General features: G+C 62.1%; 21 protein-coding genes. 18 read left to right on the forward strand and 3 right to left on the reverse strand.

Features of this window, described 5'->3' with window-relative positions; all coding sequences use genetic code 11:
• The coding region (locus tag PLU72_18820) for a hypothetical protein (GenBank protein HOT30239.1) at positions 1-289 on the forward strand (289 nt) is incomplete at its 5' end.
• Between the two features lie 45 nt (positions 290-334).
• Here PLU72_18820 and PLU72_18825 read toward each other — a convergent pair.
• From PLU72_18825 to PLU72_18835, 3 genes are all read right to left on the reverse strand, one after another.
• Entirely contained in the window at positions 335-796 is a 462-nt protein-coding gene (locus PLU72_18825; GenBank protein HOT30240.1) for a TadE/TadG family type IV pilus assembly protein, read from the reverse strand.
• Between the two features lie 134 nt (positions 797-930).
• The gene (locus PLU72_18830) at positions 931-2,103 is read right to left on the reverse strand and encodes a hypothetical protein (protein ID HOT30241.1); all 1,173 of its coding nucleotides are present in this window, start codon (positions 2,101-2,103) and stop codon (positions 931-933) included.
• Positions 2,100-2,579: a pilus assembly protein gene (locus tag PLU72_18835; protein HOT30242.1), complete on the reverse strand. Its 480-nt coding sequence runs from the start codon at positions 2,577-2,579 to the stop codon at positions 2,100-2,102. The genes PLU72_18830 and PLU72_18835 overlap by 4 nt, the downstream gene beginning before the upstream one ends.
• Before the next feature lie 246 nt (positions 2,580-2,825).
• On the opposite strand from PLU72_18835, the gene rpmH reads away from it, so the two are divergent.
• The 17 genes from rpmH (at position 2,826) to PLU72_18920 (ending at position 19,678) form a co-directional block, all read left to right on the forward strand.
• Positions 2,826-2,960, forward strand: coding sequence for a 50S ribosomal protein L34 (gene rpmH / locus PLU72_18840; GenBank protein ID HOT30243.1), 135 nt, complete (start codon positions 2,826-2,828; stop codon positions 2,958-2,960).
• Positions 2,961-2,976: 16 nt separating this feature from the next.
• Positions 2,977-3,366: a ribonuclease P protein component gene (rnpA, locus tag PLU72_18845; GenBank protein HOT30244.1), complete on the forward strand. Its 390-nt coding sequence runs from the start codon at positions 2,977-2,979 to the stop codon at positions 3,364-3,366.
• Positions 3,359-3,610 (forward strand): membrane protein insertion efficiency factor YidD, encoded by a 252-nt coding sequence (gene yidD, locus PLU72_18850; GenBank protein HOT30245.1) that lies wholly within the window; start codon positions 3,359-3,361, stop codon positions 3,608-3,610. The genes rnpA and yidD overlap by 8 nt, the downstream gene beginning before the upstream one ends.
• A gap of 52 nt (positions 3,611-3,662) precedes the next feature.
• On the forward strand, positions 3,663-5,270 hold the full coding sequence (locus PLU72_18855; protein ID HOT30246.1) for a YidC/Oxa1 family insertase periplasmic-domain containing protein: 1,608 nt from the start codon (positions 3,663-3,665) through the stop codon (positions 5,268-5,270).
• A complete protein-coding gene (gene jag, locus PLU72_18860) occupies positions 5,267-6,259 on the forward strand; it encodes an RNA-binding cell elongation regulator Jag/EloR (protein HOT30247.1) in 993 nt (330 codons plus the stop codon). Before PLU72_18855 ends, jag begins: the two co-directional genes overlap by 4 nt.
• Before the next feature lie 13 nt (positions 6,260-6,272).
• A complete protein-coding gene (gene mnmE, locus PLU72_18865) occupies positions 6,273-7,619 on the forward strand; it encodes a tRNA uridine-5-carboxymethylaminomethyl(34) synthesis GTPase MnmE (protein HOT30248.1) in 1,347 nt (448 codons plus the stop codon).
• Positions 7,616-9,514: a tRNA uridine-5-carboxymethylaminomethyl(34) synthesis enzyme MnmG gene (mnmG, locus tag PLU72_18870; GenBank protein HOT30249.1), complete on the forward strand. Its 1,899-nt coding sequence runs from the start codon at positions 7,616-7,618 to the stop codon at positions 9,512-9,514. The genes mnmE and mnmG (PLU72_18870) overlap by 4 nt, the downstream gene beginning before the upstream one ends.
• Before the next feature lie 10 nt (positions 9,515-9,524).
• Positions 9,525-11,528 carry a HEAT repeat domain-containing protein gene (locus PLU72_18875; GenBank protein HOT30250.1) on the forward strand — a complete coding sequence of 668 codons (2,004 nt, stop codon included), beginning with the start codon at positions 9,525-9,527 and terminating at the stop codon, positions 11,526-11,528.
• Positions 11,525-13,420, forward strand: coding sequence for a tRNA uridine-5-carboxymethylaminomethyl(34) synthesis enzyme MnmG (gene mnmG / locus PLU72_18880; GenBank protein ID HOT30251.1), 1,896 nt, complete (start codon positions 11,525-11,527; stop codon positions 13,418-13,420). Before PLU72_18875 ends, mnmG (PLU72_18880) begins: the two co-directional genes overlap by 4 nt.
• Before the next feature lie 199 nt (positions 13,421-13,619).
• A complete protein-coding gene (gene rsmG, locus PLU72_18885; protein ID HOT30252.1) occupies positions 13,620-14,354 on the forward strand; it encodes a 16S rRNA (guanine(527)-N(7))-methyltransferase RsmG in 735 nt (244 codons plus the stop codon).
• 122 nt (positions 14,355-14,476) lie between these two features.
• A complete protein-coding gene (locus tag PLU72_18890) occupies positions 14,477-15,172 on the forward strand; it encodes a hypothetical protein (GenBank protein HOT30253.1) in 696 nt (231 codons plus the stop codon).
• A 76-nt stretch (positions 15,173-15,248) separates the two neighbouring features.
• The gene (gene rpmF / locus PLU72_18895; protein HOT30254.1) at positions 15,249-15,437 is read left to right on the forward strand and encodes a 50S ribosomal protein L32; all 189 of its coding nucleotides are present in this window, start codon (positions 15,249-15,251) and stop codon (positions 15,435-15,437) included.
• Between the two features lie 27 nt (positions 15,438-15,464).
• The gene (plsX, locus tag PLU72_18900; GenBank protein HOT30255.1) at positions 15,465-16,469 is read left to right on the forward strand and encodes a phosphate acyltransferase PlsX; all 1,005 of its coding nucleotides are present in this window, start codon (positions 15,465-15,467) and stop codon (positions 16,467-16,469) included.
• A 97-nt stretch (positions 16,470-16,566) separates the two neighbouring features.
• The gene (gene fabK / locus PLU72_18905) at positions 16,567-17,562 is read left to right on the forward strand and encodes an enoyl-[acyl-carrier-protein] reductase FabK (protein HOT30256.1); all 996 of its coding nucleotides are present in this window, start codon (positions 16,567-16,569) and stop codon (positions 17,560-17,562) included.
• Positions 17,559-18,497 (forward strand): ACP S-malonyltransferase, encoded by a 939-nt coding sequence (gene fabD / locus PLU72_18910; GenBank protein HOT30257.1) that lies wholly within the window; start codon positions 17,559-17,561, stop codon positions 18,495-18,497. The genes fabK and fabD overlap by 4 nt, the downstream gene beginning before the upstream one ends.
• Before the next feature lie 119 nt (positions 18,498-18,616).
• On the forward strand, positions 18,617-19,384 hold the full coding sequence (gene fabG, locus PLU72_18915; protein ID HOT30258.1) for a 3-oxoacyl-[acyl-carrier-protein] reductase: 768 nt from the start codon (positions 18,617-18,619) through the stop codon (positions 19,382-19,384).
• Between the two features lie 57 nt (positions 19,385-19,441).
• The gene (locus tag PLU72_18920) at positions 19,442-19,678 is read left to right on the forward strand and encodes an acyl carrier protein (protein HOT30259.1); all 237 of its coding nucleotides are present in this window, start codon (positions 19,442-19,444) and stop codon (positions 19,676-19,678) included.
• The last annotated feature ends 245 nt before the right edge of the window (positions 19,679-19,923 follow it).

A 19,923-nucleotide genomic window follows, 5' to 3' on the forward strand; every position in this document is an offset into this window, starting at 1 on the left:
CAGAGACGATGGATCGTTGATTCTACCCTACCCACGCCGAATAGCGAAGAGCCGATTTGTATCTCCAGAATTCATCCACGACCTCCTTCATTGGCGCGTGCGTGTCGGGCCTGAAGAGAGTGACGGCGACCCTGAAGTTTTTTCGTTGAGAGGCTATTCTGCCGGCTTCGACGCACATGTGGTTGATGGACGACCAGCAATGAAACGCCCTTGCACAGTCAATGATGCCGATAAAAATCATAATGAAAAGCGGCAGGACAATGGCTATTTCCACAAGTGCCTGGCCTGAATGACGATGTTTTTTCATAATGAATTGCCTCATTTTGTTGATCCTTTATGGGAGAACACTTCGAGGGACTTGAAAAATAGCGGAAGCACGCAAGGGAATGTCTGCCCAGACCGCTTTCCAGAAGGGAGTGTAAAGGGGTGAATGATACGTCAGCGTGACCCTTCGATAGTATAAAGGCTTTGTTGGGTAAGCATCATCAGTCTTGGTTGTCGTTTGCAGGACAATGTCTGATGTCGGGATTGTCCCCCAGTTGGGAGGTATTTTCGCTTGAGTAAATGTTCTAACTTCATCGTCGGTCCGGCCGGTTGGACTTGGGAGAGTCTGCCCGGGGATATAGGGGTTGCTAGCAAACATGGCGGCGTCATTTGCGATCTGCTGAAGGGTGATAAAGTTGTAGAAGGCAAAACCGAAATCGACGATTCCGCCCAAAAGAATCATCACCAATACGGGAAGGACGAGAGCCAGCTCCACCATCGACTGTCCGTTTTTTCCTCTGCTTCTTTTCATGGCAACACCTCATTCACCCCAGTTTTTGTGGTCGGACAACGGGTTCCGATCGACTCACGAGAAAAATCCATATATATCCTCAGTATGTACAATAATGTATCATAACCTAGAATGCAAATCTTATGCCCAAATATTCATTCCGAGCCCATTTTTCGGGTGGTCTCGATCACTGAACCGCCGGGTTTGATGATATAGCGGAGGAAACGGCCATGGATCTGCCCATGACCTGAATTTCCGGGGTTCGTCAGTTCGAACTCGGCAAAGCCGATGATTCTGATCGCGGCTGTAAAAGAATATTCGGCGGGGCTGTAAGCGCCATCGGGGGAGTCCAGTCCCTTCAAGTCGTAGATCGTCCGGGCGCCGAGGTTGGCAGCCGCGCTGGCCACTTCCGGGGGAATGTCGGTTATCGGGAAAATGGCGCGGGTCGTTCCGCTCGCGATGTGGGCGGCGATCATCGAGGCGGTCGTGTCGGGCGGGATGCCGGGCTGAAGAATGATCCGGTCATGAATCTGGAGGGGCAGCTGGAAGCCGTTCCTGAGCCTGCCGGCGAATTCGGTGTCGCCGCTGCGAGGTTTGTTGTCCGGGTCGATGGCGCCCGTGTTCTGGATCTTGTTGAGCCCGGGGTCCGGGTGGAGGGCGGAGGAGGCGGTATTCACGAAACTGGTTCCCGGATGGAGAAGATACTCCTTTCCGTGAACGAACCCTTCATTCTCTGAAAAAAGGGCACATTGATACAGCCCTGGGTGCGGCTCTTTTACCTCGCCATGGGGAATCGCGATGGGAATGATCCCGGGATCCATCTGGAAGTCAGATTCGCTTGATCGTATCGACTGGACCCGGAAAAAAGAAATGCCGAACATGTTCGCAAAGAACAGGGGGACGTTCCTGGAGCCGAAGACAGTGAGGTCGAGGGCGGGCGTAGGAGTATCAGGATCGGGCTTGCCGAACGTGACGGTCACTTCCGGTGGAGGTGCGTCAGGGTAATTGAGAGCGACGACGGAACGGACGTGGGCAGCGACCCGGTCGAAACGGGCCTGGCCGACCGGTTCCCCGCTGGTGGCGCGAAGGGCGAGCAGTTCGTCGAATCCCGCTTTCCATCCCGCGTTGATCGCCGTCTGAAGCTTGAGTTGATGGTAATACGTCCACCCGATATCGGTGACGAGAGCGAGAAGGCCGAGAAACAGGGCCGCTCCGCAGACAACGACGATGAGAATGGCTCCGGTCCTGGGAAAGCGAACCTTTCGCCGGGCGTTTCTTGACGAGTTCGGGGCGGCGATGGCGCGCCGGGAATTGGTGGCTCTTCTCATCGCGTTATGAGAATCCGAGGAATTTTATATGCGGCTGCGGCCTGAATGCGGATCGAGGAAAAGCCGGAAACGGCATTGAACATCGTGTGGTAGAACGGCGTATACGTCGGCGAGCAGTAGCTGATCGTGACGCGAACCGCCTTTGGGGTGGATGATTCAGCGGGGGTCTCGAGAGGGATGATCTCGGGCGGGTGGACGATGAACGTCCCGGTCCACCAGGAGGGCTTTCTCGTCTGGGCATACCGGCTGATCGGCCCAACGGTGGTGAACCCGTGCGGACCATTTTCCTCGGCTGCATACCGGGCCGTGTCGTCGGCGATCTGCTGAAGAACGACAAAATTATGAAATGCCATGCCGAAATCGACGATTCCTCCGAGAATGACCAAAAGAAAAAACGGCATGACAACAGCCATTTCAACCAGGACCTGCCCCCTCGAGCCGGCCCTTCTTCCGGAGTTGCGGGATCGCTTCTGCATGTTGAACGGTCCTGTGCGAATGTGGTCGTCACGGAGCCCGAGGGCGGGGAATTCATCCCGCGTGCGGGGAAAAATTCCAACGTCCGTGGTGATCCAAGATCTCTCGACGGGATTTATACGATATCTCCTCGGCGATTGCAAGTGAGGCAGGAGACTTGATTTCAGGGAAATCAGGGAGTTGACAGTTGTACCGTCGTGGTATATATTAGCAACTTCCACTACGGTTAATTGTGAAGGAGACGACCCATGAGCTTTACGTATAATCCCAACAAACGCAAACGCCAGAAGACGCACGGATATCGCAAGCGGGCAGCCACGGTTTCCGGCCGCAAGGTTCTCAAGCGCCGCCGCTTGATCGGGCGCAAGCGCATCTGTCTCTGAGCCTCCGAGCGCGGGGATGCCCCCTCGCCGGACATTCTGCTCGCTGCGGACGCGTGCCGAGTTCGACCGCGTTTTCGCCGGAGGACGCCGATTTTTCAGGCAGGGCCTCGGGTTCTACTACCGATTGACATCCGATGATGCGTTTCGGTATGGGATCTCCGTCCCGCGCCGGTTCGGCTTTGCCGTCGAGCGCAACACGTTCAGACGCCGCGTCCGCGAGGTGTTGCGCCTGTCGGACGATCGCGCCCCGGGAATCGAAATGGTCATCTGTCTGGCCCGCAAGTGCAGTGATATCGGGTATGCCGAGATCCGCTCGACGATCGGATGGGCGTTGCGGCGCATCCGGCGCGGCGATGCTTCTGGCGGGTCCCCGCGTGTACCGGTGAAAGCGGGCGACGATGCCTGATAATCATCACCGGGAAATCATCCGTCACGGGTATGCCGTGCGCGGCAGTCTTGCGTTCATCCGGTTGTACCAGCGCTGGCTTTCCCCCTTCATGGGAATGCACTGCCGGTTTCAACCGACGTGTTCGCGTTTCGCCTATGCAGCCATCGAACGTTACGGCTTTCTGAAAGGCTGGGCGCTCGGTCTGTACCGAATCCTCCGCTGCAATCCCTTCAATGCCGGAGGATTCGATCCTGTACCCTGACCGGGGGTCGGGATCATCCCATTCCAATCGATCCTGTTCCGGAGGCTGTCCAGTGCCATCTCACGTCACAAGGTTCGCGGTCGCTCCGTTCGTCACACGTTTTCTGCGCTTCTCCGGAGCGGTTCTGGCGATGGCGCTGCTGCTTCTGGCGATGGCGCCGGCGGTCCTTCACGCTCAGACCGGGCCGTCCGCGAAGGTCGACATTGCCGACGTCGACCGAGACGGCCTTGCCGACGCCACGATCGAGACGAAACGCCTTCGCATCATTCTGTCGAGCAAGACCGGCGACATCTCGGTCTACTATCTGAAAGGCATCAACTTCGAGGAAAACCTCTTCCCGCCGATTCTGATGGATGCGGGATACCCCTTTGCCAGTTCGACGATCGCGCCGTTCGCGGCGACCGTCGGAAGCCGGTCGTATTATTTTACGAATTATACGATCGACGTTGCCGAACGGACGAATGAACGGATCGTCGTCACCGCCACCTGCAACAATGTCTCGCCCGAGAGAGGCGCCGCCGGCGACGTGGCGATCGTGAAGAAATATACGTTCAATCCCGAAGGCTATAATTTCGAAATATCGTATGTCCTGACGAACCTCTCGGGGCAGTTGATCGAACTGGACGACGGCCGGCAGAACGGCCTGACGATCAGCTACGGTCCCGGCATCTTCCTCGACCCGTTCAATCCGTCGTCGATCCTGGCCCTCAAGCCCGAGGGGCAGGATGTATTCACGACGCCCGAAGATTTCATGAAGAAGACGCAGGCTGGCGGATATACCGGCATCGGCCTCAAGACGACGTATTTCTGCATGCTGATCGACGCGAAACAGCAGGTCAGGCTGGGCGCTTCGGGGTTCCCGGTCAAATCGGACGATGCCCGCAAGCGCGAGTTCAAAGGGGAGCTGGTGACCGTGTCGATCCCCTCGTTCACCCTCAAGCCGCAGGAGGGCAAGAGCTTTTCCTTCCAGATATATTTCGGGCCGAAACTGCTCGATGAGCTCCTCGCCATCAAGCGTGACACGGTCACCGACTACGGCTTCCTGAGCACCATGCTCCTCCGCATCCTGCAATTTTTCAACGCGATCTATCCGAACTTCGGCATGTCGATCATGTTCCTGACAATCGTCGTCAGGCTGTTGCTGTATCCCCTGACGCTCAAGTCGACCAAATCGATGGCCCAGGTGCAGAAGCTGCAGCCCCTCGTCCAGGATCTGAAAGACCGGCATCGCGACGACCCCCAGAAGTTCAACGAGGAAGTTCTCAAGTTGTATCAGAAGCACAACGTGAACCCCCTGGGCGGCTGTCTGCCGATGCTTCTCCAGCTTCCCATATTGATTGCGTTATATAATACCATCAATATCGCGGTCGAGCTCCGGAAGATGCCGTTCCTGTGGATGGCCGATCTTTCGAAGGCCGACCCGTATCTGATACTGCCGATCGCGATCGCCGCGCTGATGTATTACCAGCAGGGCACGAGCAACATGGATCCGCAGCAGCAGCAGATGATGGCGTTCATGCCGATGTTCATGTTCGTCGTCACCTGGTCTCTGCCGGCCGGTCTTCTCGTCTACTGGTTCACGAGCAGTGTCATCGGTATCATCCAGCAGATTCAGGCCAACAGGATCATGTCGGCCGCGAAGGAGAAAACGACCCCATGAAGCGATTCATCGAAATCACCGCACGTTCCGAAGACGAAGCCATCCAGCTCATCGAGCGGGAGTTGAAGCCGAACGAGACGATCACCGGCCGCGAAGTCCTTGCGGCGCCGGCCCGCGGTCTGTTCGCCGCCATCGGCAATCCCGAGATCCGCATGAGATTCACGGTCGAAACGAAAATCGCGGCCGTGGAAGAGCCGAAGACCGCAGCGCCGGCCCCCCGGCCCGCCAGGCCCGCTCCGGAGCCCGTCCGCCAGGCGAGACCGCCAAAGCCGGCGGCCGAACCGGCCTCCCGGCAAGAAGAGGGTGACGAGTTCGATTTCGAGGACGGCGACGTGGCGCCCGGCCATGCCGTCAGGCAGGGGCCCCTCGGCACCGATCATCCGATGCATGGCCGGGTTCACGAGATCGTCCGTCACGTCGCCGAGTTCGTCGGCGTCACCGATGTCGAACTGACCGACCGCGTCGCAGACGGCGTCTGGACGATCGACGCGGGCGGGGCGAACGTCTCTCAGCTGATCGGCAAGCACGGCCGCACGCTCGACGCGCTCCAATACGTCGTCAATATCATCGCGAACAAGGGCCGCGAAGGCCGCGCGAAGATCGTCATCGACGTCGAGGGATACCGCGAAAAGCGGCACAAGGGCCTCGTCCAGATGGCGAACCGGATGTACCACAAGGTCATCGATTCCGGTCGTCCCGTCGAACTCGAACCGATGTCGACCCTCGATCGCCGCACCATCCACCTCGCCCTCAAGGACCGCAACGGCATCGAAACCTTCTCCAAGGGAACCGAACCCATGCGGCGCGTCGTGATTTCACCGGCGAAGGGCGCCGGCTCGTCCGAACCGCTTCCTCCGAGGAAGCCGCGCTCCGGCGGTCGCGGGAACTACGGTTCCGACCGGTCCCAGCGGCAACCCGGCGAGACGGCCGGCGGCCAGAAGGGCAAGTCCGTCCCGATGTTCATGGAGGACTTCTCCGACGAAGAGTGACACGATTGCAGCCGTGGCCACGCCGGCCGGTCGATCGGCGATCGGCGTGATCCGGATGTCGGGACCAGACACCGGCACGATCCTGCAGAAGATATTCCGGCCGCGGGGGCGTAGAGCGTTTCCCGCGGCTTTTTCCGCGTATGCCGGAGATATCGTCGATCCCGCCGACGGTCTCGTCGTGGACCGGGTCGTCGTGAACACGTTTCTGGCCCCGTCGTCGTATACCGGCGAAGACCTCGCCGAGATCGGCGGCCACGGCAACCCGGCCGTTCTGTCCCGGCTGCTGGGGGTCATCCTGGCCGCCGGCGCGCGGGGGGCGGAACCGGGAGAATTCACCCGCCGGGCCTTCCTCCACGGCAAGATGAGCCTGATGGACGTCGAGGCGACGGCGCAACTGCTCGACGCGACGACCCCCGGACAGATCCGGGTGGCGGTGAACCAACTGGAGGGAACGCCGGCGAAGCGCATCCGGGCTGTTCGAGAACGGCTTCTCAATCTTCTGGTGCAGCTCGAGGCGGGTCTGAACTTCCCGGAAGATGCGATCGAAGATCTCGATCCGCAGTTGATCCGGGGCGAACTGGCCGCGGCCGAGTTCGATCTGCGGCGTTTCGCGGACTCGGCCCGGCACGGCGACCAGGTGGCAGCCGGTCTCAGGATCGTGATCGCCGGCCCGCCGAACGCCGGCAAGTCGAGTTTGATGAACGCGCTGCTGGGCCGGGAACGTGCGATCGTAACCGCGATCCCGGGAACGACGCGCGACACGCTCGAGGAAACGCTTTCCCTGCATGGCATTCCGCTCCGGCTGGTCGATACCGCGGGCTTGCGCGAACCCGACGACCCGATCGAAGAGCTCGGCATCGGTCGCACGCAGCAGGCCATGGCGCATGCGTTCGCGATCGTCGCCGTGTTTGACGGCTCCGCGGGGGCGGGTGAGGGCGAGGCGGAGGTCGTGAAACTTCTTACGGGCGCCGGGCGGCCGGTCATCGTCGCGCTGAACAAGAGCGATCTTCCGGCAAGCGGAACGCCGCGGCGCCTGCCCGACGAATGGCCGGTCGTTCGGCTTTCCGCGACGACCGGAGACGGCCTTCCCGAATTGGCGGAAGCTGTCGATGTCCTGGTTCGTCAGGCGGGGCTTGATATTCTTGATGATATGCTTCTGCTTGGGGCTCAGCAGCGGCAGGCCCTTGAGGCAGCCCTTGGCGCCGTCTCCAGAGCCAAGGCCGGACTTGGCGCGCTCTACGACGACATGCTTGCGCTCGAGATCGAGGAGGCGGTGCGGCAGATGGGCCGCGTGACGGGCGAGACGGCCGACCTCCAGATGCTCGACCGGATCTTCGAGCGGTTTTGCATCGGGAAATGAACGACGCGACGCATTTTCCCGTCATCGTCGTCGGCGCCGGCCACGCCGGCTGTGAGGCTGCGCTCGCCTCCGCCCGGCTCGGCGTTCCGACGCTGTTGCTGACGATGAACCTTTCCACCGTGGCTCTCATGCCCTGCAACCCCAGCATCGGTGGTCCGGGAAAAGGTCACCTGGTACGCGAAATAGGCGTTCTGGGCGGCGAAATGGCGGCGGCGATCGATGAAACCTGCATCCAGCTCAAGTGGCTGAACACGTCGAAGGGGCCGGCAGTCCGGGCCCGGCGCGCTCAGGCCGACAAGGAACTCTATCGCGACCGGATGCTTCGGGCACTGTTCTCCACGAAGGGGCTGACGCTCCGGCAGGGCCACGTTACCTCCGTTCGTGTCGAGGGCGGCCGGGTGCGCGGCGTGGAGCTTGAAACGGGTATCCGCTTCACCTGCGACAATCTCGTGCTTGCGACGGGAACGTATCTGGCGAGCCGTATCATCGTCGGTCGCGACAGCCGGCCGGGCGGTCCGCACCAGCAGAGAGCCGCGATCGGCCTTTCCGACTCGCTCGTGACCGCAGGAGTGCCGCTGAGAAGGCTGCAGACGGCCACCCCGCCCCGGCTCGATCGCGAATCGATCGATCGCTCGAAGATGCAGGAGATGCCCGGCGACCCGCTCGCCGGGGGCTTCCTGTGGGAACACCGGCTTCGGCGTCTCGACGACCAGCTTCCCTGCTGGTTGACGTTCACCGACGATCGCACGATCCGGGCGGTCAGGCGGCATATCGCCGACAGCCCGCTCGTCGTCGGCAACATCACGAACGTCGGGCCGAAGCACTGCCCGTCGATCGACCGGAAGGTGCTCAAATTCCCCGAGATGACGAAACACCAGATCTTCGTCGAGCCGGAAGGCCGGGAATCGGGGGAGGTCTACCTTCAGGGCCTCACGACCAGCATGCCGCCCGAAGCCCAGCGGGACGTCGTCGCGAGCGTTCCCGGCCTCGAGAACGCGCGGATCGTGCGGTACGGCTATGCCATCGAATACGACGCCCTCGCGCCGGGGTGCCTCAGAAAGACCATGGCTTCACGGGTCCTCGACGGGCTGTTCTCGGCGGGCCAGATCAACGGCACGTCGGGATACGAAGAAGCGGCCGCCCAGGGCCTCATCGCCGGCGCCAACGCGGCTCTGGCTGCGCTCGGAAGACCGGCGTTCGCGCCTTCGCGGGCGGACGGGTACATCGGCGTCCTGATCGACGACCTGGCGACCTGGGACCACCCCGAACCCTATCGGATCACCCCCGCCAACGCCGAGTTTCGCCTGCATCTGCGCGACGACACCGCAGAAGCCAGACTCATCGGAGCGGGACACGCTCTCGGGCTCGTCGATGACGACCGACACGCGGCCATTTCCGGCTGGCTTTCGAGAATCGCTGCCGAGGCGGCGCGGCTTGACGAATTCCGGGTGACGCCCACGGCCGCGTTGACCGAAAAGCTGGCCGAGACCGGCACGGGAGGCCTGAAAAAACGGGTGTCAGCCGCGGAAATCCTCCAGCGGCCCGGGGTCAGATACGACGATCTTTCTTCTCTGGTGGATGGCTTCGCGCCGGGACTTCATGCCCCCGATGAGGTCGACGTGCTCGAGATCGGAGTCAAGTATCGCGGCTACGCTGCGAGAGAGTCGGAGCGAATGGAGGAAACGAGACGTCTCGAGTTGCTGAAACTGCCACTGGAACTACCGGCCGGCCGTGAAATTGCGCTGTCTGCGGGCGCCCGCGAGGTGCTCGCGTCGAAGCGGTTCGACGATATTGCCCAGGCGGCACGAACCCGTTGCCTCGGACGTGCCGACCTTGCTATCCTGTGGGCGTTGTTCGGCAGCGACGCTGACCGTCCATCCACGCCGGAAAAATGAGGAAACCACGATGATTCCCAAGCGTCAGCAGGATCTGATCATCCAGAACCTCCGTTCCATCTCCGCGGAGGTGCGCCTGCGCTCCGTGAGTCAGATTCCGAGTCTTTCGATTTCCGGCGAGGAGAAGGCGAAGCTGCTGTCCCAGATGCTTGAAGACACCGATGAGGCGGTCAGAACGTCGGCCGGACGACTCCTGGAAGAGATCGGAGGCGGAACGCCGCCGGCCGTGAAAGCGCCGGCGAAAACGAACGCGCCCCCGGCCTCCGGGGCTGAACCCCCGATGGAGTTGCCGGCCATCTCGGGAGATATTCCTGAAATCGATACGTCGCTGCTCGAGCCGGTCGGCGAGACCCCCGCGGCAACGGCGGGCAGACGCGGCACGAAGGCGCTCGTGATCGAGGCGCCGTTCCTGAACGAGCAGGTCGATCCGTCGCTTCCCGACCCGGAAAAGATCAAGAGCATTCCCGAAATGCTGGAGCATACGCGCTTTCTCGTCCGGAACCGGCCGCCCGGGCATCTGACCCAGTTACTCTGGCTGTCGCGCCAGGTCCACGAAGAGGTGGCCCTGACCGCTCTCCAGGGGTTGCTGACGATCAAGGATCCACGCATTCCGCCCCAGGTGCTTCCGTTTCTCGTTCTCTCGAATTTCTCATCCCAGCGCCGTTTCCTGGTGCTGAAGATCATCATGGAGACGAGTTCCGCCCTCGAAGTGGAACAGCTGGAGCAGGTCCTGCTGCGCGAGAAGGACGTCATCGTCAAATCCGGCCTGGTGAAAGTGTTCGCAAGGCTTGCCGGCGAGCAGGGCGTCTCGACAATCAGAGTCTGCCTCACCGACAGCGATGCGCGCGTTCGGGCGAATACGGTCGAGGTGATCGAGGAGTGTTCGATTCGAAGCTGCGAACCTGATGTGGAGCGGCTCCTGCAGGATCCGGAAAACCGCGTCAAGGTGAATGCCGCGAAATTCCTGGTGAAGTGCGGGCATCCCGAGGCGTTTTCGACCCTGCGCTCGATGCTTCGATCTTCGGAGGTCTGGTTGAGGGACAGCGTGATCTTCGCCCTGGGCGAGATCGGCGATCAGGCATCGTTGACGCTGTTGAAGGCGGCGCTGAAAGACACGAACCAGGGAATCCGGCTGAGCGTTCTGAAGGCGCTCGCGAAGATCAACAATACGGTCGCCCGCGAGGCGCTGGTGGCGACAACCGAGGATGCCGACAGCGTCGTTGCCCAGGTTGCGAAAGGTCTCTGGGAAAAGATAAAGAACACACCTCTGCGCGAGGTCGTGGTTCCGATCGCTGCCCCGGCCCCCGAAGAAACAGAATTGAAGCCTGTTTCCATCGGTCCGGTGGGCGCGCCGCCCGTTGCCCTCATCACGCCGGCGGCACAGCCGGAGCCGGTGCCCGGGCCGGAGATGCCTTCTGCAGAACCGGTTGCAGAGCCGGTTGCGGAGGAACTTTCCGAACCTTCTGTCGAAGAGCCTGAGCTGCATGTGGGAGAGGCATCACCCGTGCAGGCGACTCCCCCCGAAGAGGAACCTCTGCAACTTCCTCCTGCTCCGGAGGCCGAGGCCCCTTCGGGTCTCCTGGAGAAGCCGTCGGAAGAAGTTCCAGTTGAACGTCCGGTTGCGGTCGTGGAACCGCCCGCGGCTCCGGCAGTCGCTGAAAAGCCCCCTGCAAAACCGAAACTGGCAGGAATGCCCGAGCCCGTCGTGCCGCTTCCCCCGGGTGTGAAATTCCAGAAAGCGCGGTCGGTCCACGTCTACAATGGCCTGATGTCCGGGGCTGACGAGGATGCGGCGCAGGCCATCAGGGACCTGCCGTTCATCATGGGCGACGACCAGAACATTCTGATCTATTTCGCGGCCCAACATGCGAACGACGGCGTGCGGCTCGCGGCCGCGAAGCTGCTCGCCCGCAAGCGGGGGCCTCATGCCGTCGAGTTGATGAAGGTGCTGATCGACGATCCGAGCGAACTCGTCAGCTCGTTTGCCGCAAAAGCCCTGACCATTCTGAAGTGATTCCCCACGCCCAGGTCATCGTCGTCGGAGCGGGACATGCCGGCTGCGAAGCCGCGCTCGCTTCGGCCAGATGCGGCGCGGAAACGCTCCTTCTCACGATCCAGATCGACGCGGTTGCCGCGATGCCCTGCAATCCCAGCATAGGCGGCCAGGGCAAAGGCCATCTGGTGCGAGAAATCGATGCCCTCGGCGGAATGATGGGCCGTATCGCCGATGAGACGCAGGTGCAGGCCCGCCTGCTGAACACCCGCAAGGGCCTCGCCGTCCAGGCGATCCGCGTCCAGTCGGACAAGGAAGCCTATTCGCGCCGGATGCGAAAAACGCTCCAGACGCACTCCCGGCTGCATCTCGCCCAGGGAACGGTGACGGAGGTTCTTGTCGAAAACGGCCGGGTCGCCGGGGTTCGGACGATGATGGGCGATGTGTTCCGCGCCCCCGTGGTGATCCTGGCGCCTGGCACCTTTCTGCGGGGGGTGATCCACATCGGCCGGGCGAGCTTCGGCGCAGGCCGGGCCGGCGAGCCGCCGGCGGACGAACTTGGAGCGTGCCTCGAGCGGCTCGGCCTCCCGATGCGGCGTTTCAAGACCGGCACGCCGCCGCGTATCGACGCGTCGAGCATCGATACGTCCGGCCTCGAACGTCAGGACGACGAGGTGGAAACGCCGCCGTTTTCCCTCTGGTCGGACGGCTCGAAGCCCCTCGGTCGCATGCCCTGTTTCCTGACGCGGACGACCGAAAAAACGCACGAGGTCATCAGGGCGCATATTCACGAGTCGGCCCTCGTCTCCGGCCGCATCTCCGGGACGGGGCCGCGCTACTGCCCCTCGATCGAGGACAAAGTGAGCAAATTTCCAGAGAAATCAGCCCACAAGGTGTTTCTCGAGCCGGAACGCGCCGACGGCCGCGAGATCTATCTGCAGGGCATGTCGACCAGTCTGCCCGAAGGGGTGCAGGAAAAATACGTTCGCACTCTTCCCGGGCTCGAGCATGCGCGGCTGACGCGGCCGGGGTATGCCATCGAATACGACATGGCGGATCCGGGCGAGTTGTTTCCGACGTTGATGTCGCGCCGGGTTCCGAACCTGTTTCTCGCGGGGCAGCTGAACGGCACGTCCGGGTATGAAGAGGCCGCGGCCCAGGGGCTGCTGGCGGGAGCGAACGCGGCCGCGATCGCATTGGGGCGACAGCCGGTCGTGTTGTCCGCCCGTGATTCCTATCTCGGGCTGATGGTCGAAGAAATCACCACGCAACCTCTCGGCGAACCGTACCGCATCTTCACGTCGAGATCGCCGTGGCGCCTGCAGCTGCGCATGTCGAACGCCGAGGCGAGGCTCGCCGATACGGCGTTTGCCGCCGGACTCATCTCGGAGGAACGCCGGAAAGCCCTGCTTGAAAGACAGCGCTGGCAGGACGCAGTCGGGGAGCTCCTCGCGGGGCGCACTGTCGACGAGGCCGAAGCGCAGGAGATCCCGTGCGGCTCCGGCGGTCCGGTTCGGGGCAGAACTTCGCTCGAACAATTGCTGAAGCGGCCTGAAGTCCGGCTCGAGGCCTTGGCCGGCTTCGTTCCGGAACTCGCGGAACTCGATCGGCTCTCGCTCATCGAGCTCGAAGCCCGGGTGAAATACGCCGGCTATGCGATCCAGCAGGAGCGTGAACTCGAACTCCTCGAGAAATTTCGCGAGCTGAGGCTTCCGGAATCCCTCCTGCAGGAACTTCCGGCGGCCGTCTCGACGGAAGCCCGCCTCAAGATCGCCGCCGTCAGGCCCGGGACGCTTGGCGAGTTGAGTCGGATTCCCGGCGTGCGCGCTGCCGATGTTGCGGCTGTCCTTGCCGCCCTGAAACGCGGCCGGGAGCCAGCGACTGCAGGGGACGCCGGTCGCAAGGGAGGATGATGCATGACTGCTCGCTGGATTGGCATGTGAAAAACTATATAATGTATATTGTATTGAACTCTGCAGCATGAAAATTCCCCGTTCGCCCTGAGCTTTTCGGAGGGCGAGAGCCTTTCGTGCTTCGACAGGCACTGCGCGAACGGGAATGCAAAATCGGCTTTTGTCATGCGGGAATCGATACCATCTTGGAGAACGGCGAATGGCTGTAATTGAATATATTGAACAGTATTTCAGCCCCCTGGGCCTCGATCTCGATGCGGCGACCCGGGGACGACTCGAACGGTGGTGCGGTTGCATGCTCGCCGACCCACTGTATTCGAGCGTTTCGAAAATCAAGGAACCGGCGGAGATCGCGACGAAGCACGTGCTCGACGCCCTGGCGCCCCTCGGGACGAACGCGGCCCTTCCGTGCTGGAAGGAGGCGCACACGATTCTCGATATCGGCACGGGCGGAGGATTTCCAGCCGTGCCGCTCGCCATCGCGCTTCCCCAAAGCCGCGTGTACGCCGTCGACGCGAAGGGAAAGGCCGTCGATTTCGTGGGCCGCATGAAATCAGCAACCGGGATCGACAATCTCGAGCCGGTTCTGGCGAGGGCTGAAGAACTGGGGCGCGATGCCGCATTCCGCGAGAAGATGGACCTCGTGGTGACGCGTGCGGTCGCCTCCGTCCGCATCCTCTTGGAACTGTGCCTTCCCCTGGTCCGGGTAGGTGGATATTTATTGCTATACAAAGGACCTGCCTTGCAGGAAGAAATGTCCGAGGCCGGGAAGGCCATGCAGATTCTCGGAGTCAGGCACGAGAACGTGCGAACGTTCACCTTCGAGCCGCCTCTCCTGCCGTTCACGCGCGGGTTCGTTCTGATCGAGAAACGGTCGCCGGTGCCGGCCGCATATCCGCGCCGCAACGGCGTTCCCGCCTCCCACCCGCTGTGATTTTCCGGGAAGGCGGTGCGACGACGAGGCGCGGCCCCGTTGCCTGACGTGCCGGCAAGGTTTGGAGTGAACTGGGCGCATCGCGATGCGCCGTAATATATTGATAAGTATGTGAGGTTGCGATGCGGATAGGCGATGTCGTATGGGTTGTCGTTCTGGCAGGAATTTCCGGGTGTCTGCTGGTTCCGCAGACGCACGAGGCGTTCATCGCCGCGACGCGGGCGCATCCCTACCTGATGGGGTTCGCGAAGGTCGGCGTTCTTGCGACGATGGGCGAGTGGCTGGCGCGGCGCATTTCCGGCGGCACCTGGGCTGCTCCGACCGGCCTGGGATGGCGGTTCTTCGTCTGGGGCCTGTTCGGTGTCGCGTTCGCTCTCGTGTTCGACCTCTTCGCCGCGGGCACGGCGGCCGCGATCGGCAAGGGACTGCTGCCGTCGTTTTCCGAAGGCTTTGCGGCCGACCTTTCACGTGCGTTCTGGACGAGCGCGCTGATGAATCTCATTTTCGCGCCGGTGTTCATGGCCTTCCACCGGGTGACCGACGGGTATATCGACGCCGGCCGCGGGCGGCTGTCGGGGATTGCCGGAGTGAGGCTCGAATCGGTCATGAGTCGTATCGACTGGACCGGCTTCGTCTCGTTCGTCCTCCTGAGAACCATACCGCTCTTCTGGATTCCGGCGCACACGGTCACGTTCCTGCTTCCGGCCGAGTACCGGGTGCTCGTGGCTGCGTATCTCTCGATCGCGCTCGGCGGCATTCTCGCTTTCGCGCGTCTTCGGCAGCGGCCGCCGGAAACCGTCAGGGGTACAAACGCGTGAACGGCGTTTGACTCGGAGGCCGATTTCTGCTATAGTGGCAGAACTTCATCCCTATTTTTGATCTGGAGGAACTACCATGGGTGCGTGTCCGAAGCATCGTGTATCGAAGATGAGCCAGCGGAATCGGCGGAATCACTACCGCGCTCCCGAGATTACCCTCGCGAAATGCCCGCAGTGCTTTGAAACCAAGCTCGCCCACCGGGTCTGCCCGGCGTGCGGTCACTACAACAAGAAGGTCAAGGTTCTCGACGTCGAGAAAGCCTGAGCCAGGACGCTCCCTGACACCTGACGAATGAAAGTCGCCATCGATGTCATGGGCGGGGACTTCGCGCCCCGTGAACTCGTTCTCGGCGCCAGACAGTATCTCGAGTCCGGCAAGGCCGAGTTGATGCTCGTCGGGCGCCGGAGCGACATTCTTGCCGTCTGGCCCGAGGCCGAAAGCCGGTGCGAAGTCATCGATATGCCCGAGATGGTCGAGATGGGCGAGTCGCCGACGACGGCGCTGCGCAAGAAGAAGAACGCCTCCGTGGCGGTCGCCGCGCGCCTGGTCAAAGAAGGCCGCGCGAGCTGCTTCCTCTCCGCGGGAAGCACCGGAGCGCAGATGGCCGCTTCCCTGCTCGAGATCGGGCGTGTGCCCGGTGTCGAGCGTCCCGCCATCGCCGTCATGCTTCCGACCGCCTCGGGAAACGGCGTGCTCGTGCTTGACGTCGGCGCCAACGTCGACTGCCGCCCGAACCATCTCGTGCAGTTCGCCCATATGGGCGTCTCGTATTACGAGGCCATCTGCCGCGTCGAGAAGCCGAAGATCGGCGTGCTGAACATCGGCGGCGAGGCGGGAAAAGGCAACGAGTTGACCAAGTCCGTCTACGAACTGCTCGAGAAGCAGAACGGGACACTGAATTTCGTCGGCAACGTCGAACCCGACAGCCTGTTCGAGGGGCATGCCCACGTCGTCGTCTGCGACGGCTTCGTCGGCAACATCCTGCTGAAAGCCAGCGAAGGTCTCTCGGATCTCATCATGGGAACGATCAAGCAGGGCGTGGCGAAAGCCGGCATTCCTGCCGAGATGGCGAACGCGGTTCTCGGAAACCTCCGCCGTGTGCGGACGGATGCGCCGGAATACAGCGGGGCCCCTCTGCTCGGCATCGGCGGTTGCTCGATCGTCTGCCACGGCAAGTTCAAGGCTGCTTCTATTGCAAATGCTATACATCTCGCGGCCCAGTATGGGGCATCCGATGTCGTGAAGCATATCGCGAGCCGCCTGCACGGCGAAGCCGGATCTTCGGCGGCATCGTGATCACAAGATAATCGCCCGGCGCGGGGAGCTCCCTGCGCCGGTTTCATTTGTACCTGAACCGTTGCGTTCCAATTACCCCTGACAGAGAGGAACCCGTATGATCTCCACTCGAATAACGAACCTTCTTGGTATCAAGTATCCGGTCCTGCAGGGCGGCATGGCCTGGGTGAGCTCGGCTTCCCTCGTTGCCGCGGTGAGCAATGCCGGCGGTCTCGGAGTGCTCGGTTCGGGCTCGATGATGCCCGACGATCTCCGCCGCGAGATCAGGGAAATCAAATCCCGCACGCAGAAGCCTTTCGGTGTCAATCTGATGCTGCTCATGCCCCAGACGCCGGAAAACGTAAGCGTCTGCCTGGAAGAGCGCGTTCCGGTCATCACGACCGGAGCCGGCAATCCGGGGCCGTACGTGAAGGCGTTCAAGGAGATCGGAACGAAGGTCATCCCGGTCGTTTCAGCCGTCGCGCTTGCGAAGCGGCTCGAGCGCTCCGGGGTCGACGCCGTGATCGCCGAGGGAAACGAGTCGGGCGGCCATATCGGCGAAGTCACCACGATGGTGCTCGTTCCGCAGGTCGTCGACGCGGTTTCGATTCCTGTCATCGCGGCCGGGGGCATCGGCGACGGCCGCGGCATCCTGGCGGCGTTCGCGCTCGGCGCAGAAGGCGTCCAGATGGGCACTCGCTTTATCCTTTCCGACGAGTGCCAGGTGCATGAGAATTACAAGAGGGTCGTCGCTCAGGCGAAAGACCGCGATACCGTGGCGACGGGCATCACGACCGGGCATCCCGTGCGCGTCATCCGCAATAAGCTTGCGAAAAGTTACGTCGAGGCCGAACTCAAGGGCGCGACTCCCGAGCAGCTCGACGAGATGGCCAAGGGCAGCCTGCGCAAGGCCGTCGTCGAGGGCGACGTCGAGGATGGGTCGGTCATGGCCGGTCAGATCAGCGGCATGCTGGAAACCTGCGAGCCATGCTCGGCAATTTTCGACAAGCTGGAAACGCAGTTTTTCAAGGAATTCGAACGGATAGCCGCGCAGATGTCGGCCCTTCGGGCAGCGCCTGCCGCAGCCGATCTGGCGAAGGAGGCGAACGCATGAAAACTGCCTTCGTCTTTCCCGGACAGGGTTCCCAGAAGGTGGGGATGGCGCACGCCATGGTGGCGTCATATCCGTGGGCGGCCGAAATGGCGGCCCATACCGACGCCGTTCTCGGCCGGAAGCTCACCGAGGCGTGCTTCGTGGGGCCTGAAGAAACCCTGAAGCTGACCATCAACACGCAGCCCGCCATTTTTTTCGCCTCGGCCCTGATGGTCGAGGCTGCCCGCCGCGACGGCGTCGCCTTCGATGCGGTCGCCGGCCACAGTCTAGGCGAGTATGCCGCTCTCTATGCAGCCGGCGTCGCCGGATACGATGATCTCCTGCGGCTGGTCGATGCCCGCGCCCGCGCGATGGAGACGGCCTGCCCGGCCGGTGTCGGCGCGATGTCTGCGATTCTGAACCTCGACCGGAAGATCCTCGAGGATGTCTGCGCCGCGGCTTCCGACCAGGGTGTCTGCGTCGTCGCCAACTACAACTGCCCCGGCCAGCTGGTCATTTCCGGCGCGGCCGCGGCCGTGGCCAAGGCCGGCAAGCTTGCCTCGGAAAAAGGGGCCAAACGCGTGATGCCGCTCGTTGTATCGGGACCGTTTCACTCGCCCCTGATGCAGCCGGCGCGCGACGCGCTTGCCGAAGCCGTCGAACGTGTCACGTTCCGCGATGCGAAGGTGCCTGTCTATACCAACGTCGATGCCGCCCCGACGACCGCCGCTTCTGACTTCCGGCGCAAGTTGCTGGAACAGCTCACTGGCTCGGTGCGCTGGGAAGACACGATCCAACAGATGGTCGCCGACGGAGTCGGCCGGTTCGTCGAGCTGGGCTCCGGCAAGGTGCTCAACGGCCTGATCAAGAAGATCGCACCGAGCGCGGAGTTGGCTGCTGCCGGCGATCCGGAGAGCTTCTCGGCGTTGCTCGGCCAGGCGAAAGCCGCTTCCTGAGCGGAGCGGTTCACTTGACAACCCGTCCGGAATCGTGTAAAAAAGCCCATTCCGGCGTGAGGATGCAGCATCCGATTACGCCTGGCAGATAACGAACATTTACAGACGCGAGGCAACGCATGACAACGAACGCTTCTGCAGCAACGTCCCAGACCCGCCGGGTCGCTCTTGTGACAGGCTCCGCTCGCGGCATCGGATTCGAGATCGCCCGTGTGCTTGGGGCCGACGGTTACGCCATCATGCTCTCCGACGTGAACGCCGAGGGGCTCGAAAAAGCCCGTGCCGAGCTTGTCGCGGCAGGTTGCACGGTCGAAACCTGCGTCGCCGACGTGTCGAAAGCGGCCGATGCCGACAAGCTCGTTGCCGAGACCGTCACGAAACTCGGCAGCCTCGATGTTCTCGTGAACAATGCCGGCATCACCCGCGACGGGCTGATCATGCGCATGTCCGACGAACAGTGGGACCTCGTGCTGAAGATCAACCTCACCGGCACCTTCCTGATGTCGCGCGCCGCGTGCAAGGTCATGCTCAGGCAGAAACGCGGAAGCGTGGTCAACATCGCGTCCGTCATCGGCCTGATGGGCAATGCCGGCCAGGCAAACTATGCCGCCAGCAAGGCGGGCATCATCGCCTTCACCAAGAGTTTCGCCAAGGAGTTCGGAAGCCGCGGCGTCCGCGCCAACGCGATCGCGCCTGGCTTCATCCAGTCCGACATGACCGCCGTCCTCACGGACAAGGTCAAGGAGCAGATGCTTGCGCAGGTTCCGATGGCCCGCTTCGGCCTGCCGACCGACGTCGCTCACGCCGTGTCCTTCCTGGCGTCGGATCGCTCGTCCTATATCACCGGCCAGGTTCTCACCGTGGACGGCGGAATGGTAATGTCCTGAGTTATATAACTGACTCTATTTTCTCAGAATATTTGCACACAACCACAGGAGGTCGTCATGTCTAATCACTTTGAGGAAGTCAAGCGCATTGTCGTCGACAAGCTGCAGGTGGATGAGAAGCAGGTGACCATGGAAGCCAGCTTCATCGAGGATCTCGGCGCTGACAGCCTCGATACCGTCGAGCTGGTCATGGATCTCGAAGAGCACTTCGGAATCGAGATTCCCGACGAGGACGCCGAGAAGCTCAAGACCGTCAAGGACGCCGTCGACTACATCGCCAAGAAGAAGGCCTGAGGCCTCTCCAGACAGGAAGAGGCTGCCTGCCGGGCCTTTCGGCCCGTCGGGCGGCCTCTTCAGTGACTTGAAACGAGTGTTCAGTGAAGATCCTTCCACGGCTTTCCATAGGTAATCTGCGGCCGCGCTTCCCGATCATCCAGGGTGGCATGGCCATTCGCGTGTCGACCGGCAGATTGGCCGGCACGGTGGCTCGCGAGGGCGGCATCGGCCTGATCGCCGGCTCCGGGATGGAACCGGATGAG

This window comes from Candidatus Ozemobacteraceae bacterium (assembly GCA_035373905.1).
In the GTDB taxonomy this organism is placed as follows: domain Bacteria; phylum Muiribacteriota; class Ozemobacteria; order Ozemobacterales; family Ozemobacteraceae; genus MWAR01.

Coding starts and splice junctions, on each gene's coding strand:
- PLU72_18825 (HOT30240.1), bottom strand. CDS start 796: ATGAAAAGAAGCAGAGGAAAAAACGGACAGTCGATGGTGGAGCTGGCT.
- PLU72_18830 (HOT30241.1), bottom strand. CDS start 2,103: ATGAGAAGAGCCACCAATTCCCGGCGCGCCATCGCCGCCCCGAACTCG.
- PLU72_18835 (HOT30242.1), bottom strand. CDS start 2,579: ATGCAGAAGCGATCCCGCAACTCCGGAAGAAGGGCCGGCTCGAGGGGG.
- rpmH (HOT30243.1), top strand. CDS start 2,826: ATGAGCTTTACGTATAATCCCAACAAACGCAAACGCCAGAAGACGCAC.
- rnpA (HOT30244.1), top strand. CDS start 2,977: ATGCCCCCTCGCCGGACATTCTGCTCGCTGCGGACGCGTGCCGAGTTC.
- yidD (HOT30245.1), top strand. CDS start 3,359: ATGCCTGATAATCATCACCGGGAAATCATCCGTCACGGGTATGCCGTG.
- jag (HOT30247.1), top strand. CDS start 5,267: ATGAAGCGATTCATCGAAATCACCGCACGTTCCGAAGACGAAGCCATC.
- mnmG (HOT30249.1), top strand. CDS start 7,616: ATGAACGACGCGACGCATTTTCCCGTCATCGTCGTCGGCGCCGGCCAC.
- PLU72_18875 (HOT30250.1), top strand. CDS start 9,525: ATGATTCCCAAGCGTCAGCAGGATCTGATCATCCAGAACCTCCGTTCC.
- rsmG (HOT30252.1), top strand. CDS start 13,620: ATGGCTGTAATTGAATATATTGAACAGTATTTCAGCCCCCTGGGCCTC.
- PLU72_18890 (HOT30253.1), top strand. CDS start 14,477: ATGCGGATAGGCGATGTCGTATGGGTTGTCGTTCTGGCAGGAATTTCC.
- rpmF (HOT30254.1), top strand. CDS start 15,249: ATGGGTGCGTGTCCGAAGCATCGTGTATCGAAGATGAGCCAGCGGAAT.
- plsX (HOT30255.1), top strand. CDS start 15,465: ATGAAAGTCGCCATCGATGTCATGGGCGGGGACTTCGCGCCCCGTGAA.
- fabK (HOT30256.1), top strand. CDS start 16,567: ATGATCTCCACTCGAATAACGAACCTTCTTGGTATCAAGTATCCGGTC.
- fabD (HOT30257.1), top strand. CDS start 17,559: ATGAAAACTGCCTTCGTCTTTCCCGGACAGGGTTCCCAGAAGGTGGGG.
- fabG (HOT30258.1), top strand. CDS start 18,617: ATGACAACGAACGCTTCTGCAGCAACGTCCCAGACCCGCCGGGTCGCT.
- PLU72_18920 (HOT30259.1), top strand. CDS start 19,442: ATGTCTAATCACTTTGAGGAAGTCAAGCGCATTGTCGTCGACAAGCTG.